Raw genomic sequence first — 21,902 nt, 5'->3', positions numbered from 1 at the left:
CAATGCGAAAAACCGGTGCCACTTTTTCGTGTCCTGCTCTTGCACGCCCGGTCCATAAGGCAAAAATCGAGAGTTTGAAATTTAGTTATATCAATTACCGCCAGATCACACAGTAAGATCGCGCCAATTCGGCGTCGCCAACGAATAGAGCCGGAGCACGTGACTGCATATCGGCAGGTACCTCTCATGATTCGACCCTACGACCGGGCGATTGATATTAGCGAGCCGACCGTCATTCGCCTTGCTCAAGGACCAGATCTTTGGCGGCGCGTGCTCATTAGGACCGGTTATCTTGAAGTATCCAATTTCTGGTCTAGCGGCGGAGGCACTTGCGATCGATGCTCGCAATGGGATCAAGACACGGATCAGCGCGGCCTACCAAACAGCACATCGACTTGCGAGGCCGTGAACGGATTACTTTGCGCCAGGCGGACGTCACGCCGGTCACCCGCCCGCTTGGAGTTCATGAACTCTGGCGCCTGGGCAGACACGCCGCGCGATCTCGCAGAGGTGCGGATGATGGGTGAGGTAGATCACTTGCCCGGCCTGCGCCATTTCACCGAAGAGCCGGAACGCCTCCTCGGCGCGGAAATCATCAAAAGTCTCCATGATGTCATCGGCGATGAACGGCACCGGCTGCCGAGAGGCGACGAATTCGTAGTACCCGGCGACACGCAGCGCGAGATAAAGCTGGAAGCGCGTGCCCTTTGACAGCTCCGCAGCTTCCTTCGAGCCGCCCCCGGCCGCCAGCGCAATCAGGATCTCGCCGTCTTTCTCGGGCTGGGCCGCGAGCCCGGTATAGGCGCCACGGCTGATCGTCGCGAAGGCTTGGGACGCGCGCGCCATCATCGAACTGCGATGCCGGTCGCGATAGGCGCGCAGCGCCTGTTCGGCCGCGGCTGCGCCGAGCTTCAACCTGAGATAGCGGAGCGCCCGATCCTCGATGTCGAGCAACAGCGTGCGCTTCTCCTCCTCGATCCTCGCCACGGTGCCATCGCCGCCGACGGCCTCGACACGATCGAGCGCCTTGCTGTGGGCGGAGAACATGTCACGGCTGCGCTGGTCCTGATCATCAAAGCGGGCCTTCAGCTCGACAAGCTCTGCCTCCAGGGCGGTGTGATCGGCACAATCGAGGGCGGCTTGCGCCTCGTCTATCATGGGCAGCCGAAGCGCCGCGAGGATGTCGCGCTCGGCAGCTTCGGCCTGCTCCGCCAACTCCGCCCTCTTCTCGATGGCCGACAGCTTGCCGGAGACCTCCGCCAAGGTCTCGACGCCGAAGAAAGCGATCATCTCTGTCTTGCGGCGATCGTGAACCGCCAAGGTCTCGGAGAGCGTGCGTTGCCGGCTCCGAGCGGCCTCGAGGTTTTGGGCTGCAGTCGCCCGCCGCGTTCGTTCGGTGTGGGCTTGCTGAATCTGAGCGCTGACCGCCTGCGCCAGATCCAGGATATCGCCCGACCGCGCGATGGTCCCTATCTCTCTGGCGAGCGCTTCAGCCTCATCGCGGAATATGGCCTGATCCTTCTCCATCTTGCCGATGCGGTCGACGAGACCGGCCTTCTTCTCCAGCACCGGGCCGAGCTCGGTGACGGCCACGAGGATTTCGCGAACAGTCGCGAGCAAGGGCGCTTTACCGCCCTCTCCCAGCCAGCAGGCCGAGCAGACTTCGGTCCATGAAGCGTTCCAGTCCCGATCGGCCTTCGCAGCCTTTTCGGCCTCGCGCTCGCGGCTCGTCAGGTCGCCCTGCCGTTCATCCACGCTAGCCCGCAACGCCTTCAGCTCGACCTCCCGGTCGATCGCCCCCTGCCCCGCTGCGAGCAGCGCCTCGAACCGGGCATCCGCATCCTGCGGCAGACCAGCCGCGCTGAGCGCGGCGACCAGCCTCTCTCGCACAGCCACGGCGTCGGCCTCCGCCTCGCGGAGATCGCTCTCCGCCGTGCGGACAAGCCCCCGCGCCTCCAAAACCTTATCTCGTCGGCTGAGCCAGGCTTCGAACTGAGGCAGCGACATCCGGTCCGACAGCGCCGGGCAGGCCGCAGCTACGACCGAGGCTATCTCGCGCTGGATGCTTTGCAGAGCCGCTGCTGCGACATTCCGGAGTTCTATGGCGCGATCGCACTCCGCTTTGACGATGGCCAGTGCCTGGCCCACCTGGTGGAGTTTTGCGACATCTCCCATATGGCCGAGCCGCCCATTCGTGGCGATGTCGTCACGCCGAAGGGCGGCCTCGAAACCATCGGCAGAAGCGGTGTCGAGCTTGTCCCGATGAGCGGCCCAGGCCTGCTCCCGGATTGCACGAATGCTCGCAGCTTCCTGATCCGAGACGAGACCTGAGATCCCACTGAGCGCGTTCAACTCGGCCGTAAGGCGGATTTGCTCCGTCGTCAGGCGCTCGACCTCACCGGCATACTGATCGATCCGCTTCTGTGCCTCGACGGTCGCCAGCGTCCAGTGTTGTATCTCTCCCGCATCGGGCGCCGACAGGTCGACAAGCTCGTCGATGTCACCGCTCCAGGGCCGCAACTCGCGCAGACGATCCGCCAGCGTCACGCGCGCGGCGTCACGAATCCGTTCGGCCAACCGGCGTCGAGCCGCGTGGTCATCGGCCCGCGCGGTCGCAACGGTTGCAGCGAGCGATGACATCCGCGTCTCTCGTCCCTGCGCGGCTTCCGGATCGCCGCCAACCTCGCGCAGTTTCGCCTGCGCCTCGTCCAATCGCCCGCGAGCCTCGGACAGCTCATCGGCCGCCGATTTCAGCGCCGCATCGATGCCAGAGCGCGTTTCGATCAGGGCGCGAAGAGCGCCCATGACGGAGGCTCCCAGCACAAGACGATCGGGCCCGGTTTCTCCAGTCCGATCGATCCGGCCCAGGATCGCGGAGATCGCGAGTTCGGCCTCGCGCAGTTGCAGGTGGCGCTCGGGGATGTCCTTCTCGGCCGTGACATGGCGAGCGCGCAGATCAGCGAGCCGCTCGACCCTGTCGGCCAACCGTAACGCCGCCTCATCCACGACGATCGCGTCGAGTTGCCCTGACAATTCCGCGATCTCTTCGGTGAAGCCTTGCGCGCGAATGCCGAGCTCGATCTCGTCCTTTTGCAATTGCGGCAACTCGTCGGCCCAGCCGCGCGGAGCGCCGGGAAGGTCGGCCAAGGGCGCGATGCGTTCTTTGAGCGCGCGCAAATCCGTCAGGCGCGGCAAGGCGTTCAGATGGCGCTGGATTTCGTCCATGCGCGCCTGGATACGGCTGCGGCTGACGATCGCCTCTTCGTACTGAATGGCGGCCCGATCACGCGCCTCGATAAGCTGGGCATAGTCGGATGCGAGAGTATCGATCCGCTCCCGTTCGGCCTTGAGCTCCCCGAGACGGGCCTTGAGGTCCGATAGCTCGCCACTGCGGGCGCGGTATTTGTAGAACCCCTCGGCCTCGGTCTTGAGATCGACGAGGCCTTTGCTCAGATCCGCCAGACCCGCGCTCGCCGAAAACAGGAGTTGGCCGAGATCGCCCTTGCTCGACAGGATGCTTTCGCCGCCAGCCTCCAGCGTTGCATCGTCGAGCGAGAACATGGTGCGATAGGATTCACGATCGATACCGCCGAGTTCTCCCAGAAGGACGCCCTCAGCAATCGGCTGGTCGCGCCCATCGAGCAGGCCGTTTTGTGGCCGCTTGATCCGAACGAGCTCCTGGGGACCGCCAGCGAGTTCCAATGTCCCGCCAATGCGCATCGTCGGATAGGGATGGATGAAGTTGAAGCGGCTGCGCGTCTCGATCCCGAAAAGGAGATCGAGAAAACCGGCCAGGGCGGTCGATTTACCCGCCTCATTGGGACCGTAGACGATATGCAGGTCGGGCTGGCCTTCCAACCGCTCGCCAAACTCGATGCGATGATCGGTGAACTTGCCGTAGCGTGTGAGATCGAGGCACTTCAGGCGCATCAGGAAACGCCGCCTTCCGCACCAGCATGGAGTCGGGCAAGCACGTCTTCAGAGCCGTCCCTCGCCAGCACCGCGATCATAGCCTTGAACGTTTCCTCATCAGAGCCGAGCAGGCCGCGGCATTCCTGCGGAAGCTGCGTCCTGAGCTCCTCGGCGATGGCCGCGACCTCGGCATGGTAGGCGTTGGAGCCGATGACCTCCTCGTCGATCAGACGGCGCAGTTCAGTGAGCGGATCGGCCGATGAGCCGGCCGCCACGCCGGGAGCCCGGCAATCGACCTCGAGCTTCTCGACCCAGCAGTTCCCGATGACCGACGCCCGATTGTCGGCTTCCGTCTTGAGGAGGTCGAGATCGCGCCGGATGCGCCAGGCCAGCGGCGTCGCCCCTGTCACCCGCAAACGGGCGACAAGATGCTCGCAGGCGACTTCGCCGTGCGCCTGCTCCAGCGCTCGCGCCAGCGCAGCGACAAGATCGCGCCAATCGTCGATTCCCGTCGCATCGACAGCAACCCTCTCGAACTGCGCGATGCTCGTGGCTCGCTCCTCGATCCGGATCGAGCGATCGTCGCCGATCGTGACCAGGGTCACGGATTTGGCACCGGCCTCGTTGATGTCGCGGCCCTGCGGCATGCCGGGCATCACGATTGCGCAGCCACCCTCGACGATCGAACGCTTGTGGACATGGCCAAGCGCCCAGTAGCTGAAGCCAGTGCCCTGCAGATCAGCCAGGCTACACGGCGCATAGAGATCATGTCCGGGCATGCCGGCGAGACTGGTGTGCATCAGGCCAATATTCACAGCGCCCTCGATGGGTGGCCTGTACTTGCCGAGCAGGCTTTCGGGGGCATGGGGCTGCGCAAAGCTGAGGCCATGGATCGCGACGGGAAACTGGCCACCGTCCCGCTCGATCGCAATCGCTTCAGCGCGGCCACCGAACAGCTTCACCGAATCCGGCAAGGTCAGCTCCTTGCTGATCCGCGACAGCGCATCGTGGTTGCCGCGGATGACGAAGACCCTGATGCCGGCCTCATGCAGCCGGCGGAGCTGCTCAGCCAGGAAGCGCGCCGTCTTCATCGAGGTCTGGTCGCCATCATAGAGATCGCCGGCCAACAGCAGCGCATCGACCTGCTCGTCGAGACACAGATCAACGACGCGCACGAAGGCCCGCCGGGTGGCATTTCCGATCAGATCAGCGAGATCCGCATCGCGCAGCGCGAGCGAGCGCAGCGGCGAATCCAGGTGGATGTCCGCCGCATGGACGAAGCGATATGTCACGATCTGTCCCCAGCCACTGTTTCAATGCTTGGAGGTAGCCTCTAGGCGCGACGTTGGCCAACTCCGTCGAGAGGCGATAGGTAGCGCCGGCCAAGATCTCTACTCTCCCTTTGCAAGATCTCTACTCCCCCTTTGAATGTACAGGAACGCAGCGCTGGGATCAGCCATGACAGGCGCTGGTCGAGTGTGGCGCCCCAGCATCCGCCGCCCCCTTCATCCCTGGCGTTTGAGAGCCATGGCGCATAACGCAAACCAAAGCGGCCTCAGGTGAAGCAGGAACTGTTCAGTTCAAGGCCACCGTCCAGAAACAGTCACCCCGGATCGCTCTGCGGGGACAGGCCAGTAGGCCGGCTACACATGAGCGACCTTCGGGACCGCACCAAATCCATTGCGAAATGCGGCTGGTCCTACAAAAGGGCCGGGTCCAGAAATGACCTCCCGCCTAGAAGCGGAGACGCCCCGGGGAAAACGTAATTGATTAGAAAAATCATACCCTTGCGATAGGTTTAAATTCTGCTCGCGCCTGATCGACCCGGCTTCCCCGCACAGGCACATACGGCCGAATCTGGTTTACCGGTCTCGCGTTTTGGTTGTCGATTCTCGCTTAATGGCTTTCGGACCAGCCGCCGCCTCTTGACCTGCGTCACCACGCCTCATAGAAAACTGTACCTTACATACAAGAGGGCGGTCACGCGATGCTTGCGATGAATCAACCCCGTCGCGCGGAGGATGCGCTTGAGGATCTGAAGGCCGGGCTCGGGGCGCATGCCGTCCTGACCGGGGCCGATGTTCCCGCGCGCAACTGCAACGATTGGAGCGCCCAGCTCCCTCGCCGGCCCCTGGCCGTCGTGCGACCGGTTGATGCGACAGGAGTTTCCCAGGCGGTCACTGCCTGCCGTGCGGCGGGCCTGCCTTTCGTGCCGCAGGGCGGCATGACCGGGCTCTGCGGCGGCGCCACGCCCGAGGCGGGCTGGGTCGCCATCTCGCTCGAGCGCATGACCGGCATCGAGGAGATCGATACCGCCAGCGCCACGATGACGGCGAAGGCCGGCACGCCGCTGGAGGTGATCCAGAACGCGGCCGACGCCGCCGGCTTCCTCTTCCCGCTCGATCTCGGCTCGCGCGGCTCCTGCGCCATCGGCGGCAATCTCTCGACCAATGCTGGCGGCAACAGGGTCATCCGCTACGGCATGACGCGCGATCTCGTGCTCGGGCTCGAGGTCGTGCTCGCAGACGGCACGGTCGTCACCAATCTGAACAAGTTGCTCAAGAACAATGCCGGCTATGACCTGAAGCATCTCTTCATCGGCTCGGAGGGGACACTCGGCATCATCACCCGCGTCGTGCTGCGGCTGTTCCCCAAGCCGCGCTCGACCATGGCCGCGCTCTGCGCGCTCTCAGACTACGACGCGGTCGTGAGGCTGCTGGGCGAGGCGCGCAACGGCCTCGGCTCGAACCTCTCGGCTTTCGAGGTGATGTGGCCGGATTACTGGCAGGTCGTCACCGAGCGCGTCGGCGTGCGCGCTCCGGTCGGCAGCGGCCATGGCCTCTATGTGCTGGTCGAGACGCATGGCTCGGACGAGGTGGCCGATGGTGCGCGCTTCCAAGCCTGGCTCGAAGGCATGATGGAGCGCGGCGTCCTCGCTGACGCTGCCGTCGCGCAATCGCATGCGCAGACGCAGGCCTTCTGGGCCGTCCGCGACGCCTGCGCCGAGTTCGGCCAGGTGCTCGGCCCGCATGTCTCCTACGATATCGGTCTCGTGGTGGCGCGCATGGACACCTTCGCGACGCGCTGCAAGACGGAGCTGAGCGCCGGCATCCCCGGCTGCGAGAGCGTCTATTACGGTCATATCGGCGATGGAAACCTGCATCTCGTCGCCTGGGTGCCGGGGCTTGCCATCGAGCAGCAGCCGAAGACGGCGATGGACGCGATCATCTACGGCCTCGTCCGCGAACTCGGCGGCAGCGTCTCGGCCGAGCACGGCATCGGCACTATGAAGAAGCCATGGCTCGGCCATGCCCGCAGCGAACCCGAGATCGCGCTGATGCGGACGCTGAAGACGGCGCTCGACCCCGACAATCTGCTCAACCCCGGCAAGGTGATCTGACCATGGCGCGTGGTTTCAAGCTCATCGAGGCGCTGCTGGCCGCGCTGCTGTTGGCCATGGTGGTGATGGTCTTCGGCAATGTCGTGCTGCGCTACGTCTTCAATTCCGGCATCGTCGTCTCCGAAGAGCTGTCGCGCTTCTGCTTCGTCTGGCTGACCTTCATCGGCGCGGTGCTGGCCATGCGCGACGGCAGCCATCTCGGCATGGACACCGTCGTGCGCGCCCTGTCGCGCCGCGGACGGCTGATCTGCTTCGCCCTCAGCCAAGCCCTGATCCTGATCTGCTGCGTCCTGTTGTTCGAGGGCACCTGGGTCCAGCACGAGGTGAACGCGACCACGGCCGCGCCGGTGACCGGCCTGCCGATGATCTGGGTCTATGGCGTGAGCTACGTCACGGCGCTCGGCATCGGCCTGCACGCCGCTATCAAGCTCTGGCGCGTCGCAACCGGAGTAATCCGGGACGATGAATTGATCGACGTCAGCGAGAGCGAAGAGATGCCCCATCCGCCCGTCGCCGGAGAACTGCGCCCGTGACCGTCGTCGTCTTCACGACCTCGCTGCTCGGCGCCATGGCGCTGGGCATGCCGATCGCCTTCGCGCTCCTGGTCTGCGCGGTCGCCCTCATGCTGATGCAGGGCAATATCGACACCGCGATCCTGTCGCAGAAGCTGATCGAGGGCGCCGACAGCTTCCCGCTGCTGGCGATCCCCTTCTTCATGCTCGCCGGCGAATTGATGAACGCCGGCGGCATCTCCAGGCGCATCGTGGTCTTCGCGCTGACCTTCGTCGGCCATTTGCGCGGCGGGCTCGGCTTCGTCGCGATCTTCGCCTCCGTCGTCATGGCCGCGATTTCCGGCAGCGCGGCGGCAGACGCTGCGGCGATCGGCGCCTTGCTGATCCCGATGATGCGGCAGGCCGGTTACAATGTTCCGCGCGCAGCCGGACTGATTGCCGCTGGCGGCGTCATCGCGCCGGTGATCCCGCCATCGATCGGATTGATCGTCTTCGGCGTCATCGCCAATGTCTCGATCGGCAAGCTCTTCCTCGCCGGCATCGTGCCTGGCCTGATGATGGGCCTGGCTTTAACCCTCGCCTGGCTATGGGTCGCGCGCCGCGACAAGGTCACGGTGCTGCCGCGCCAGAATTGGGGCGCGCGCGCACGCGCCGGCATCGACGGCATCTGGGCTCTGGTCATGCCGCTCGGCATCATCGGCGGGCTGAAGTTCGGCGTCTTCACGCCGACGGAGGCCGGCGTCGCGGCTTGCGTCTACGCCTTCGTGATCGGCGCCTTCGTCTACCGCGAACTCCCGCTGCGCCAGCTCTATCCGCTGCTGGTTGCGGCAGCCAAAAGCACCTCGGTCGTGGTCTTCCTGATCGCGGCCGCGTTGATCTCGGCCTGGCTGATCACTCTGTCGGAGCTGCCCGAGCAGGTCGCAGCGATGCTCAGCCCCTTCATGGGCAACAAGATCCTGCTGATGTTCGTCATCATGGCGATCGTGGTCGTCGTCGGCACGGCGCTGGATTTCGCGCCGACGTTGATGATCCTGACCCCCGTGCTGATGCCGGTGATCAAGCAGGCGGGGATCGATCCCGTCTATTTCGGCGTGCTCTTCATCATGAACAACGCCATCGGGCTGATCACGCCGCCGGTCGGCATCGTGCTGAACGTGATGTGCGGCGTCGCCAATATTTCGATGAGCGATCTGATGAAGGGGCTCTGGCCCTTCCTCTGGGCGGAACTGCTCGTGCTGTTCCTGCTCGTTCTTTTCCCCGGGCTGGTGATGGTTCCGCTGGCTTGGCTGTCGCACTGATTTCAAAAAGGGAGGATCAAGAAAATGACGAAAAAATCGCTGCTTGTGAGCTTGCCCGCCGCGTTTGCCGCTGTTGCTCTGACTTGCGTCGCCGGTCCCGCCGCGGCCCAGTTCAAGGAGCGCAACATCCGCGTCTCCAATGGCGTCAGCAAGGAACACCCCATGGGCAACGGCCTTGCCGCCATGGGCGCCTGCACGCTGGCGAAATCCGGCGGCAAGCTGAAGATCCAAGCCTATTGGGACGGAGCGCTCGGCAACGACCTCACCGCGACACAGAGCGTGCGCACCGGCTCGCTCGACATGGTGCTGACCTCGACCGCACCGTTGACCGGCATCGTACCGGCGCTCGGCGTGTTCGATTTGCCCTTCCTCTTCAACGACGAGAAGGAGGCCGACCAGGTTCTCGACGGCAAGGCCGGGACCTGGTTCTCGGACAAGCTGCCGGCCGTCGGCGTGATCAATCTCGCCTGGTGGGAGAACGGCTTCCGCTACACCACGAATTCGCGCCGGCCGATCACCAAGGCCGAGGATTTCCAGGGTGTGAAGATGCGGGTGATGCAGAACACCATCTTCATCGACACCTTCAAGGAGCTCGGCAGCAATGCCGTGCCGCTGGCCTTCTCCGAGGTCTATTCAGCGCTGGAGACCAAGACGGTCGACGGGCAGGAGAACCCGTACAACAACATCGAAAACATGAAGTTCTACGAGGTCCAGAAATACCTCACGCTGACCAAGCACGCCTACAGCCCGACATTGGTGCTGTTCTCGAAGAAGATCTGGGACACGCTCTCGCCAGCCGAACAAGCCGTGCTGAAGGAATGCGCCATCGTCGGCCAAGCCGAGCAGCGCAAGGTCAATCGCGAGAAGTCAGACCTCAGCCTCGCCAATCTCAAGGCCGCGGGCATGCAGGTCAATGAGATCTCGCCCGAGGAAACCGCAAGGCTGCGCGACAAGCTCAAGGTCATCTACGAGCGCAATGCCGCCTCGATCGGACAGGAGGCGCTCGACCTCGTCCTCGGAGATCTCAAGCGCATTCGCGGGAGCTGATTTCCAGCGCTTGCGGAATCTGGAGCGGTAAAGGCTGGCCACCGGCCCTCCGCTCACTCCCACGCGAATCTGTTATTGAGAGTGCCCGAAGCCTCTCCCGGCTTCGGGCATTCCCGCTCCGCTCCATGTCGCCGTCCTCATGAGGCGGAACCAACCTCGCCATGCTGTCATTGAAGCTCCAGCCCACGAAGTCATTGGCGCAGAAGGCGGTCGCGCGCCTCCGCCAGGCGATCATCGAAGGCGAACTCCCGCTCGGCGCTTTCATCGCGGAGGAGATGCTGGCGCAGTCCTTCGGCGTCAGCCGAACCCCGGTGCGCGAGGCGCTCAACCAGCTTCAGTTGCAAGGCCTGGTGGTGGTCAAGCCGCAGGTCGGCAGCTTCGTCTTCAGCCCCGATGCCGAGGACATCGCCACGATCTGCCAGTTCCGGATCATCCTCGAACCCAAGGCGGCCGAACTCGCCTATAACCGTGACCGCGACAGTGTCGTCACCGAGATCGAGGCGGCGATCGCCGGGATGGAACAGGCGCTGAAGGCCAAGGACAACGTCGCCTATGGCCGTGCCGACACTGCCCTGCACGAGGCCTTCTTCAACCATTGCGGCAATCGCTATCTGCAGGAATCCTACCGGCTCGTGGCCGGGCGCGTCGCGGCGCTGCGGACCAATCTGAGTTCGCCCATCGACGTCCAGACGCCGCGCTCCTTCGAGGAGCACCGCGCCATCCTCGGCTTCTTCCAGGCCGGCGACTTCGCGAGCTTCACCAGCCTGATGACCGCGCATATCGCCAATTCGGGCGAGACCTACGCGAAAGCGCTCCTGGGCTGAGAGCAAACCCTCGCCTATCGCTCGACCGCTTACCGCTAATGCAGCCAACCCGACGCGACTCCCGCCAACAGCAGGATGCCCATGCTGCCGCGATAGAGAACGAACGGCCAGCTCGACATGCGTTCCAGAAAGCGCATGAGGCCCCAGACCGCGGCAAATGACGCCAGCGAACCGGCGACGAGGCCCACCAGGAGCAGTGCGGCGGCATGAGCGTCGATGCCGGCCCTGGCGAGTTCGACCGCCTCCTTGAGGCCGGCCAGCGCGATCGCCGGCAAGCCGATCAGGAAGGACAGGCGCGCGGCTTCCGCGCGCTTGAAGCCCAGGCCCAGCGCCGCAGTCAGGGTCGATCCCGAGCGGGATACGCCGGGGATCAGCGCGCCGACCTGGGCAAGGCCAACCAAGAGGAAATCCCGAAGCTTGGCCTGCTCGACGCTGCGGTCATGACGGGCCAGCCATTCGGCCAGGGCTAGAAGCAGCGCCATCACGATCGAGCTCGCGCCGATCACCCAGAGCGAGCGCAAAGGCGAGCCGCAGGCATTGAGCAGCGGCGCGAGCAGCACGCCCGCAACGACGATCGGGATCGTCGCCAGCACGATGCCGACCGCCAGCCTGAAATGCGGCCCGCCGGTCTTGCGGCGCCTCAGCGCGAGCCAGGACCCGGTCGCGATCTCGCTGACATCGCGCCGGAAATAGCTCACCACGGCGGCAAGCGCTGCCAGCTGCATCAGGGCCGAGAAGGCCGATCCCGGATCCGGCCAGCCCAGCACGGCCGGGACGACGCGCATATGGGCCGTCGAGGAAATCGGCAGCAATTCGCTGACGCCCTGCACGAGGCCCAGCACGACCATCTGCCCAAAATCCAACGCAGCGAACCCGGTATCGATACCGGCCGAACATGCACTCGCCATCGAGAAGGCTCTCCATCCAGCTCGTTCGGTGTCCTATACGCTCGTGACGGGGATGTCGCTCAATGAGGCGTTGTCCGAAGGCGCGGTTGCCAGCCTGGCGTGCTCTGACCACCTGAAACCCGGATCGGCGGCCAGGCTGGAATTGGCAGAGTTCCCAACGTCTTGCCACAGCCCAGCTGGCATAGCCGAAGAATAATCGCACCGCGCCAGGAGTCACCGGGCTCGGGCGAAGCATCGCCCCGGCCCGATCGCCGCATATGTGGTCACACGCATCAGGCAAAGCCGTGCTATACGGGAAACTCCCGCAATAGTCCGTGGCGGCCCGCTGCCCAAAAGGAGACCATGCCTAGTCCTGATGGTGGTATGCCCGATCTGATCGGGATACTCGCCGTACTTGTTCTCGTTGCCGCGAACGGCTTTTTTGTCGCAGCGGAATTTTCCCTCGTCGCCGTCCGCCGCAGCCGTGTGACTGAACTGGTCAATTCCGGCAGGACCAATGCCGGCGCCCTGAAGCGGGCCGTCGACAATCTCGACGCCAATCTCGCGGCCACCCAGCTCGGCATCACGATTTCGTCCCTGGCGCTCGGCTGGGTCGGCGAACCGGCACTCGCCCATCTGATCATGCCCTTGCTGAACGCGCTGCCCGGATCCCTGGCGACGGCCAGTTCGCATGCGATCGCAGTCGCGATCTCCTTCATCATCATCACCACGCTGCATATCGTGCTGGGCGAACTCGCCCCCAAGAGTCTTGCCCTCCAGCGCAGCGAAGGCACTGCGCTCTGGATCGTGCGCCCCCTTGGCCTGTTCCTGTTCCTGCTCCGGCCTGCGATCATCGCGCTCAACGGCCTCGGCAATCTCCTGCTGCGGCTATGCGGCCTGCGGCCAGGTACGGGCGAGGAAGCGCTGCATTCTCCGGAGGAGCTCAAGCTCCTCATCCAGGCCAGCCAGGAAGCCGGCATTCTCCAGCAGACGCAGCAGGAGGTCGTCGAACGCGTCCTCAATATCGGCGACCGCCGTATCGGCGACATCATGACGCCACGCCGCGACATCGAGTGGATCGACGCCGATGATAGCCCGGCCGAGATTCTGCGCACCATCCGCGCCTGCCGCCACGAGCAGCTCCTGGTCGGGCGCGGCGATGTCAACGAGCCCCTGGGCATGATCCTGAAGAAGGACCTGCTCGACCAGGTGCTCGACGGAAAGACACTCGACCCGATGGCCGTCATCCGCGAACCTGTGGTCGTTCACGAAGGCGTGCCGATCTTCCGCGTGCTCGACCAGTTCAAGAAGGCGCCGGTCCGCCTCGCCATCGTCATCGACGAATATGGCAGCCTGGAAGGGATCGTCACCCAAACCGACCTGCTCGAGGCCATCGCCGGCGACCTGTCGGATGCGGAAGGCGAAGAGCCGGATATCGTCGAGCGCGAAGACGGCTCGCTGCTGCTCGACGGCGCGATGCTGGCTCACGACGCCTTCGCCCGCCTCGGCTTCCGGTCGGGATCGGTGGAAGGCGATTTTCACACCATCGCCGGTTTCGCTTTGGTCCAGCTCGGCCGGCTTCCGGAAGCCGGTGAGCATTTCGACTATGAAGGCTGGCGCTTCGAGATCATCGACATGGACGGCAAGCGGATCGACAAGCTGCTCGCGACGACTGGGCCCTGATCGGCGCCCAACGCCGCGCGTTCAGGCTTCGTAGCCGAACGGGTCGTCCACGGAATGAGCCGGCTTGGTGAACCAGTGGGCCCCGTCCTCGGCCATGTAGATGATGTCCTCGAGGCGGACGCCGAACTCGCCATAGATGCAGATCATCGGTTCGTCGGAGAAGCACATGCCGACCTGGAGTGGCGTCTTGTTGCCCTTCACCATGAAGGCCTCCTCATGCACGTCGAGGCCGAGCCCATGGCCGGTGCGATGCGGCAAGCCCGGCACCTTGTAGCCCGGGCCGAAGCCCGCCGCCTCGATGACGCCGCGCGCCGCAGCGTCCACCGCCTCGCAGGGCGCACCCAGGACAGCCGCATCGAACGCTGCCAGCTGCGCTCTCTTCTCCAGGTTCCAGATCTCGCGCTGGCGAGGGTTGGCCTCGCCGAAGACATAGGTGCGGGTGATGTCGGAGCGATAGCCGCCGACCTTGGTGCCCATGTCGATCAGCACCATGTCGCCGTCCTGCAGCGTCTGCTCATAGGGCACGCCATGGGGATAGGCGGTCGCCTCGCCGAACTGGGCGGCGCCGCTGGTCCAGCTCATGCCGAGCTTGCGATGCGCCTGGTCGAGGAACAGCTTGACCTGAGCAGTGGTGACGCCGACCTGCAGCGCCCGGGCAGCCGCCCGGTGCACCTCCATGGTGATGTCCATGGCGCGCTGGATCAAGGCGATCTCGGCTGCCGACTTCAATTGCCTGCAGGCCGCAGTGATTGAACTGCCTTGGGTGAAGGAGAAACGGTTGCCGGCCTTGCGCAGCCCGTCGACGATATAGAACGGCGTATGCGGATCGAGCGCGACCTGGCCGCTCTCATAGCCCAGGCTGCGGATGGTCTCGATGACAAGCTCCGTTGGGTCCTCGTGTTCCTCCCAGCAGCGCACCTCCTCGCCGAAGCGCATCAATTCCCGCGTCTTCGGCTCCTCGAAGGTCGGGCTGAGATAGACGATCTCGCCCTCGGCCGGAATGACCGCGCCATGCAGGCGCTCGGACAAGGTGAGCTGGATGCCGGTGAAGTAGGCAAGGCTCGTGGAGGTATCGAGATAGAGCGCCTGGAGACCTTGTTCACGCAGCAGGGCCTGCGCCTTGGCGATGCGAGTCTTGAACTCGGTCACCGCGATCGGCTCGATGCCATCCGTCATCGGCTTCAATTTGGCGAGCTCGGCCTCAAAGCTCGATCCGCCCACTCCAATCGTCATAGGTCGTGTCCTCATTCATCCGGTCGCAAAAGCATTGGACCGATCAACCTCTAGAGACCGATCGGAGCGATGAAGGGCTTGTTATGGACCGCATCTGCTCGAAACGGCACCTGCGCTGTCGGCTGAAAGCGCATGCGGATTTGCGGGTGGTGGATCGCCACGCGACGCGCGATGCTGCCTCTTCCGGAGCGACGTAGCCTCAAGGCGATGATGCGCGACGGGACCAGGGAGACACATATATGCGCGGCATGATCGTAGCGGCCCAGCCCGAGGCTGCCGAAGCCGGCGCCGACATCCTGCGTCGGGGCGGCAACGCCATCGACGCCGCCATCGCCTGCGCCTTCAGCCAGGGCGTGGTCGACCCGCAGATGTGCGGGATCGGCGGGTTCGGCGCGATGCAGATCAGCATGCCGAAACGCGGCGTGCACACTGTGCTCGAATTCCTGGCGCTGGCGCCGCTCGCAGCCACACCCGAGATGTGGGCCGACCGTTTCGTCGGCCAGACCCGCGACGGCTTCGTCTTCCTGCTCAGCGACCACGCCAACGAGCTCGGCCATCTCGCGGCCGGCACGCCAGGCAACGTCAAGGGCTACGCTGAGGCCTTGTCGCGCTTCGGCACGATGGACCTCAGGCACGTCATGGCGCCGGCGATCCGGCAGGCGCGCGACGGTTTCACGATCCGCCCCTATGTCCACTACTACTGGACGATCGACCAGCGCAGCACCGGCCAGATCAACACCGAAGACAAGCTCCGCCACAGCGAGACCGGGCGCGCGATCTATTTCCACCCCGACGGCACGCTGAAGCGCCCCGGCGACGTTATCACTAATCCCGACCTCGCCCGCACGCTGGAGCGCATCGCCGCAGCCGGCCCTGAGATCTTCTACACCGGCGCGATCGCCGAGGAGATCGCCGCCGACATGGCAAGGCAAGGCGGGCTGCTGACGAAGCGCGATCTCGCCGAGTACAAGGTGCGCGAGAAGCAACCCGTCTGGGGCGCCTATCGCGGCCTGCGCATCGCCGGCAACCCGCCCGCCGCTGGCGGCGTCTCGCTGATCGAACTGATGCATATCCTGCAGGAGTTCGAGATCGGCGCACTCGAGCACAACGGCGCCGAGCACATTGCGATCCTCGCCGAGGCGATGAAGTGGATGACGATCGATCGCGACGCCCATATCGGCGATCCCGACTTCGTCGACGTGCCGATCGACAGGCTGCTCTCGCAGGCCCATGCCGCCGGCCATGCCGACGCGATCCGGTCCGGCGGGAAGGCGCGCGTGGCGCGCTCGGAGCTGTCCAGGGATCCACCGGACACCACCGTCGTCTGCGTCATGGACGAAGAGGGCAATGCGGTGACGCTCACCCACACCCTTGGCCAGCCATCGGGCGGCATCACCCCCGGCCTGGGCTTCATGTATAACGGCTCGATGAGCGGTTTCGACCCCCGTCCTGGCCGCGCCGGCTCGATCGCTCCGGGCAAGGCGCGCGGCAGCGCCATGGCGCCGACGATCATGTTCAAGGACGAGGCGCCGATCATCGCCATCGGCGCGCCAGGCGGCACCTTCATCGTGCCCGCCATCGCCCAAGCGCTGAGCAATGTCATCGATTTCGGAATGAGTATGTCCGAGGCGGTCGCCGCGCCGCGCATCGTCTGCCTGAGCGACACGATCGACGTCTCCAACCGCATCGAACGCCGCGTCACCGCCGCATTGGAAGCCAAAGGCTACACCGTAAACCGGTCCTACCAATCCTTCGCCTTCGGCGCGCCGCATGGCATCCGCGCGGAAGGGGCGAACTGGTCGGGCGGCGCCGATCCGCAGCGCGACGGCATGGCCCTGAAGGTCTGAAACCGGCGCGCCTGGCGCGCGCTGCGCGCTTCAGTGGCGTGCGACGCCATTGACGAAGATGTCGATGCACATCCGCACATAGGCGCGGCGCTCTTCGCGCGAACCCCATTCGTCATGGTGAGGCCGGCGCGCGAACACGCCGAACACCATGTCCATCAGCATCCGTGCCGCTTTTGAGGGATCGGCGAGCTCGATGAGGCCGCGCTCCACTTGCTGTGCCAGCCATTCCGCGAGAAGGCGACGCGACGCCTCGGCGCCGTCGCGTAGAATCAAGAGCTCGATCTCGGGAAATCGGGTCGATTCCGTAATGACGAGACGAATGAACGCGATGCGCTCACGATCGGCGGCTTCGTCGATGTCGATCTTGAAGATCGCTTCAAGGGCCTCGGTCACGGGCAGCTCTTCATCGTCGGGGCGCGGCAGATCGAACATCGACTGCCGGTGCAGGATGACGACCGCCGTGAACAGATCGGTCTTGCCGGGGAAGAGGCGATAGAGCGTCCGCTTCGAGATGCGGCAACGTGCCGCGACGAGATCCATCGTCGTGCCGGCATAGCCGACCTCGAGGAAAGCATCCCTGGCATGGGCCACGATCATCGCGCGCAAGGCCTCGTCGGCCATGATTTTCGGGCGCCCGCGCGCGGGTGTTCCCTTGGCCGCCGCTGCCGCGTCCTCACACGTTATCGTCAGACCCTGCGCCATATGTTTCCCCTTATTTCACCTCCATGCGATTGACAGCGGAAGATTGCAAGCCATAAGGGTACTCTTAAGTTTCCAAAATAGGGTGATGCTGTGCAGCGCTTGAGGATGCAACATCGCGAGACCAGCCTTTCGCACTGCGGCATGCCCGTATTGCGTGGGCGAATCGCGGTCGCAACCATTGCCGCAGGGCTTCTGCTCTCGGCCTGCAACGAGAAGGCGGCCGGCCCCGCCCCGCCGACCGTGCAGATGCAGGTCAGCGTGGTCAGCCTGCGTCCGCAGCCCGTCGCGATCACGGCCGAACTGCCGGGCCGGGTTTCGGCGAGCCTCGTCGCGGAGGTGCGTCCGCAGGTCAACGGCATCATCAAGTCGCGCCTCTTCAAGGAAGGCGGCGAGGTCGCGGCCGGGACCGTGCTCTACGAGATCGATCCGGCAAGCTACCAGGCGGCCTATGACAGCTCCGCCGCAGCCTTGCAGAAAGCCGAGGCCGCTGTACCGAGCGCCCAGGCAAAGCTCGACCGCTACCGCGACCTGGTCCGCCAGAACGCCGTCAGCAAGCAGGACCTCGACGATGCGATCTCGGCCCTGGCCCAGGCCAATGCCGACGTCGCCTCGGCCAAGGCGAGCCTCGCCACGGCGAAAATCAATCTCGACTACACCAAGGTCGTTGCCCCGATCGGCGGGCGGATCGACAAATCCTCCCTGACGCCAGGCGCTTTGGTGACGGCGAGCCAGACCGACGCGCTCACCACCATCCGCCAGCTCGACCCGATCAATGTCGACATCACCCAGTCGAGCACCAACCTGCTGAAGTTCCGCAGCGCGCTCACTGAGGGTCGGTTGAAGCTCAGCGGCCCCAATGTCGCGGTCAAGCTCAGGCTCGATACGGGCACGCTCTACAATCAGGACGGACGCTTCGAATTCGCCGAGGCCAATGTCGACCAGACCACCGGCACCTTCACCCTGCGGGCGGAATTCCCCAATCCCGACCGGCTGCTGCTGCCCGGCATGTATGCGCGCGCCATCCTGCAGGAGGGCATCGCCGAGAATAATTACCTGGTGCCGCAGCGCGCTGTCGGCCGCAATACCAAGGGCGAAGCCACGGCCAAATTCGTCAACAAGGACGGCAAGGTCGAGGAGCGCATGCTCGTGACCCGCCGCACCATCGGCAACAACTGGCTGGTCGATACCGGCCTCAGTGACGGTGACAAGGTGATCGTCGAGGGCGGGCAGCTCGTGCGCGTCGGCCAGGCGGTCACGGCCAACGAGGTCACGATCGACGAGGCAAGCGGGGAGCTGCGGCCGGCGGCGCAGCGCGCGGCTGCTGATACGGACACGCCCGGCACGGTGAAGAACTGAATATGTCACGCTTCTTCATCGACAGGCCGATCTTCGCCTGGGTCGTCGCCATCGTCATCATGCTCGCCGGCGTGCTGGCGCTGCAATCCCTGCCGATCTCGCAATACCCGCAGATCGCGCCGACGACCGTGAACATCAGCGCGAGCTATGCCGGCGCCGACGCCCAGACGGTCGAAAACTCGGTGACGAAGGTCATCGAGCAGGGCATGACCGGCGTCGACAACCTGCAATACATGACCGCGACCTCGACCTCGTCGGGCAATGCCTCGCTGACGCTGACCTTCACCAACGCGGCCGATCCCGACGTCGCGCAGATGCAGGTGCAAAACAAGCTGCAGCTCGTCACCTCGCAATTGCCGCAGACGGTCCAGAACACCGGCATCACCGTGTCGAAATCCTCGACCGGCTTCCTGATGGTCATCGCCTTCGTCTCGCGCGACGGCAAGATGTCCTCGACCGACCTCGCCGACTATGTCGACTCGACGCTGAACGACACGCTCAAGCGCGTGCCGGGCGTCGGCTCGAGCCAGCTCTTCGGCTCGGGCTATGCGATGCGCATCTGGCTCGATCCCGACAAGCTGCAGAAATACGCGCTGATGCCGAGCGACGTCTCCGCCGCGATCACGGCGCAAAACACGCAGGTGTCGGCCGGCCAGCTCGGCGGCTTGCCGCAGAAGCCCGGCCAGCAGCTCAACGCGACGGTGACGGCGATGAGCCGCCTTCAGACCGTCCAGCAATTCGAAAACATCATTCTGAAGAGCGGCAGCTCCGGCTCGATCGTGCGGCTGAACGATGTCGCGACGGTCGAGCTCGGCGCCAAGGACTATCGCACGGCCGCCCGCTATAACGGCCAGCCGACGGCGGCGCTGGCGATCAGCCTGGCGACCGGCGCCAACGCCATCTCGACCGCCGAGGCGGTGCAGAAGGCGATCACGCGGCTGTCGCAGACCTTCCCCGAGGGCGTCGAGGTCGTCTACCCCTACGACACCACGCCCTTCGTCCGGCTCTCGATCGAGAAGGTGGTCGAGACCTTGATCGAGGCGATCGTGCTCGTCTTCGTGGTGATGTTCGTCTTCCTGCAGAACCTGCGCGCGACGATCATCCCGATGCTCGCCGTGCCGGTCGTGCTGCTCGGCACCTTCGGCGTGCTGGCGGTCGCCGGCTATTCGATCAACACCTTGACCATGTTCGCCATGGTGCTCGCCATCGGCCTGCTCGTCGACGACGCGATCGTCGTCGTCGAGAATGTCGAGCGCGTGATGCAGGAAGAGAAATTGTCGCCGAAGGAGGCGACGATCAAATCGATGGGCGAGATCACCGGGGCGCTGGTCGGCATCGCCACCGTGCTCTCGGCCGTGTTCGTGCCGATGGCCTTCTTCGGCGGCTCTGTCGGCGTGATTTACCGGCAGTTCTCGGTCACCATCGTCACCGCCATGATGCTCTCCGTGCTCGTCGCGCTCGTGCTGACGCCGGCGCTATGCGCCACCATGCTGAAGCCGCCGACGGACCATGCCACTCAGAAGGGCCCCTTCGGCTGGTTCAACCGCAATTTCGACAAGGCGACCCACGGCTATCGCAGCGGCATCGCCGGCATGATCGCGCGGCCGTTCCGGTTCATTGCCGTCTTCCTGCTGATCGGCGTCGGCATGGCGGTGCTGTTCACGCGCCTGCCGAGTTCCTTCCTGCCGGAGGAAGACCAGGGCACGCTGTTCACCATCGTGCAGATGCCGGTCGGCGCGACGCAGGACCGCACCTTGCGTGTGCTCGACCAGATCCGCACCCATTATCTCGACAAGGAAAAGGATCTGGTCGAGGGCGTGCTGACGGTCGCCGGCTTCGGCTTCGGCGGCGAGGGCCAGAATGTCGGCCTCGCCTTCGTCCGGCTGAAGCCCTTCGCCGAACGCAAGGGCAAGCAGGCGACGGCGCAGGCCGTGGCGATGCGCGCCATGGGCGCGTTCCGCTCCATCAAGGACGGCATGGTCTTCGCGCTGGCGCCGCCCGCGATCCAGGGCTTCGGCAACACGGCGGGTTTCGACTTCTACTTGCAGGACATCGCCGGCGCCGGCCATGACAAGCTGATCGAGGCGCGCAACCAGCTCCTTGGCCTCGCCGGCAAGAGCCCGGTCTTGTCCGGCACCCGGCCCAACGGCCAGGAAGACACGCCGCAATACTCCGTCGAGATCGACCAGGAGAAGGCAAGCGCACTGACGCTCTCGCTCGCCGACGTCAATGCGACGCTCTCGACCGCCTGGGGCAGCGCCTATGTCAACGACTTCATCGATCGCGGCCGGGTGAAATCGGTCTATGTCCAGTCCGGTGCGGCGTCCCGGATGCAGCCGCAGGATGTCGATAAATGGTATGTCCGCAACTCCGGCGGCACGATGGTGCCATTCTCGGCCTTCTCCTCGGGGCGCTGGACCTACGGCTCGCCCCGGCTTGAGCGCTATAACGGCTCGGCGGCGGTGGAGATCCAGGGCGCGGCCGCTGCCGGCGTCAGCTCGGGTGCCGCGATGGACGAGATCGATGCCCTGATGAAGCAGCTACCGGCCGGCTACGCTCATGAATGGACCGGACTGTCCTATCAGGAGCGGCTCTCCGGCAGCCAGGCGGCGGCGCTCTATGCACTGGCCATGCTTGTGGTCTTCCTCTGCCTGGCCGCGCTCTATGAGAGCTGGTCGATTCCCTTCGCAGTCATGCTCTCAGTGCCGATCGGCATCTTCGGAGCACTGCTGGCCGCGACCTGGTTCGGGCAGACCAACGACGTCTATTTCAAGGTCGGACTGCTCACGACGATCGGCCTTGCAGCCAAGAACGCGATCCTGATCGTCGAATTCGCGATCGAGCAGCAGCAGGCCGGCAAGGGGCTGGTCGAAGCGACATTGGAAGCAGCGCGCCAGCGCCTGCGCCCGATCCTGATGACCTCGCTCGCCTTCGTTCTCGGCGTGACGCCACTGGCGGTCGCAACCGGCGCGGGCTCGGGCAGCCAGAACGCGATCGGCATCGGCGTGATGGGCGGCATGATCGCCGCCACCGCGCTCGGCGTGTTCTTCGTGCCGCTGCTCTTCGTCACCGTGCGCCGCCTTGTCCAGGGCAAGGATGCGCAGGGCAAGGACGCGCAGGGCAAGAGCGCGCAAGGCAAGCGCACGGATGAGCCGGCGGCCGAGCCGGCAAAGGCAAGCTGAGATGGCCGCAACGATGACC

The 21,902-nt window shown here is 64.8% G+C and carries 14 protein-coding genes; 9 read left to right on the top strand and 5 right to left on the bottom strand.

Annotation, left to right across the window (positions count from 1 at the left end; genetic code table 11):
- Positions 1-444: 444 nt before the first annotated feature.
- Positions 445-3,930, bottom strand: coding sequence for an ATP-binding protein (locus RMR04_RS04265; protein WP_311913145.1), 3,486 nt, complete (start codon positions 3,928-3,930; stop codon positions 445-447).
- On the bottom strand, positions 3,930-5,204 hold the full coding sequence (locus tag RMR04_RS04260) for a metallophosphoesterase family protein (protein WP_311913144.1): 1,275 nt from the start codon (positions 5,202-5,204) through the stop codon (positions 3,930-3,932). The genes RMR04_RS04265 and RMR04_RS04260 overlap by 1 nt, the downstream gene beginning before the upstream one ends.
- Positions 5,205-5,908: 704 nt before the next feature.
- Between RMR04_RS04260 and RMR04_RS04255 the strand changes: the two genes are divergently transcribed.
- From RMR04_RS04255 to RMR04_RS04235, 5 genes are all read left to right on the top strand, one after another.
- Positions 5,909-7,312 carry an FAD-binding oxidoreductase gene (locus RMR04_RS04255; protein ID WP_410492197.1) on the top strand — a complete coding sequence of 468 codons (1,404 nt, stop codon included), beginning with the start codon at positions 5,909-5,911 and terminating at the stop codon, positions 7,310-7,312.
- Positions 7,313-7,314: 2 nt separating this feature from the next.
- Positions 7,315-7,845: a TRAP transporter small permease gene (locus RMR04_RS04250; protein ID WP_311913142.1), complete on the top strand. Its 531-nt coding sequence runs from the start codon at positions 7,315-7,317 to the stop codon at positions 7,843-7,845.
- Entirely contained in the window at positions 7,842-9,122 is a 1,281-nt protein-coding gene (locus RMR04_RS04245; RefSeq protein WP_311913141.1) for a TRAP transporter large permease, read from the top strand. Before RMR04_RS04250 ends, RMR04_RS04245 begins: the two co-directional genes overlap by 4 nt.
- 24 nt (positions 9,123-9,146) lie before the next feature.
- The gene (locus RMR04_RS04240) at positions 9,147-10,169 is read left to right on the top strand and encodes a TRAP transporter substrate-binding protein (protein ID WP_311913140.1); all 1,023 of its coding nucleotides are present in this window, start codon (positions 9,147-9,149) and stop codon (positions 10,167-10,169) included.
- A 161-nt stretch (positions 10,170-10,330) separates the two neighbouring features.
- The gene (locus RMR04_RS04235; protein WP_311913139.1) at positions 10,331-10,993 is read left to right on the top strand and encodes a GntR family transcriptional regulator; all 663 of its coding nucleotides are present in this window, start codon (positions 10,331-10,333) and stop codon (positions 10,991-10,993) included.
- Positions 10,994-11,028: 35 nt separating this feature from the next.
- On the opposite strand, the gene RMR04_RS04230 is transcribed toward RMR04_RS04235, so the two are convergent.
- Positions 11,029-11,901: an undecaprenyl-diphosphate phosphatase gene (locus RMR04_RS04230; protein ID WP_311913138.1), complete on the bottom strand. Its 873-nt coding sequence runs from the start codon at positions 11,899-11,901 to the stop codon at positions 11,029-11,031.
- 342 nt (positions 11,902-12,243) lie between these two features.
- Between RMR04_RS04230 and RMR04_RS04225 the strand changes: the two genes are divergently transcribed.
- Positions 12,244-13,563, top strand: a complete 1,320-nt coding sequence (locus RMR04_RS04225; protein ID WP_311913137.1) for a hemolysin family protein — start codon at positions 12,244-12,246, stop codon at positions 13,561-13,563.
- 21 nt (positions 13,564-13,584) lie between these two features.
- Here the strand turns inward: RMR04_RS04225 and RMR04_RS04220 are convergent, their stop codons facing one another.
- Entirely contained in the window at positions 13,585-14,796 is a 1,212-nt protein-coding gene (locus RMR04_RS04220) for a M24 family metallopeptidase (protein ID WP_311913136.1), read from the bottom strand.
- A gap of 239 nt (positions 14,797-15,035) precedes the next feature.
- On the opposite strand from RMR04_RS04220, the gene ggt reads away from it, so the two are divergent.
- Positions 15,036-16,643, top strand: coding sequence for a gamma-glutamyltransferase (gene ggt, locus RMR04_RS04215; protein ID WP_311913135.1), 1,608 nt, complete (start codon positions 15,036-15,038; stop codon positions 16,641-16,643).
- A gap of 30 nt (positions 16,644-16,673) precedes the next feature.
- Here ggt and RMR04_RS04210 read toward each other — a convergent pair whose 3' ends face one another.
- Positions 16,674-17,345 (bottom strand): TetR/AcrR family transcriptional regulator, encoded by a 672-nt coding sequence (locus tag RMR04_RS04210; protein ID WP_311913134.1) that lies wholly within the window; start codon positions 17,343-17,345, stop codon positions 16,674-16,676.
- A 141-nt stretch (positions 17,346-17,486) separates the two neighbouring features.
- Here RMR04_RS04210 and RMR04_RS04205 point away from each other — a divergent pair, with 141 nt between their 5' ends.
- Both RMR04_RS04205 and RMR04_RS04200 read left to right on the top strand, forming a co-directional pair.
- Positions 17,487-18,701: an efflux RND transporter periplasmic adaptor subunit gene (locus RMR04_RS04205; protein ID WP_311913133.1), complete on the top strand. Its 1,215-nt coding sequence runs from the start codon at positions 17,487-17,489 to the stop codon at positions 18,699-18,701.
- 2 nt (positions 18,702-18,703) lie between these two features.
- Entirely contained in the window at positions 18,704-21,883 is a 3,180-nt protein-coding gene (locus RMR04_RS04200) for an efflux RND transporter permease subunit (protein ID WP_311913131.1), read from the top strand.
- The last annotated feature ends 19 nt before the right edge of the window (positions 21,884-21,902 follow it).

It is taken from the genome of Bosea sp. 685 (assembly GCF_031884435.1).
In the GTDB taxonomy this organism is placed as follows: domain Bacteria; phylum Pseudomonadota; class Alphaproteobacteria; order Rhizobiales; family Beijerinckiaceae; genus Allobosea.
Note: the sequence above shows the minus strand (reverse complement) of the source record. Positions and strands in the feature narration are given on the sequence as shown.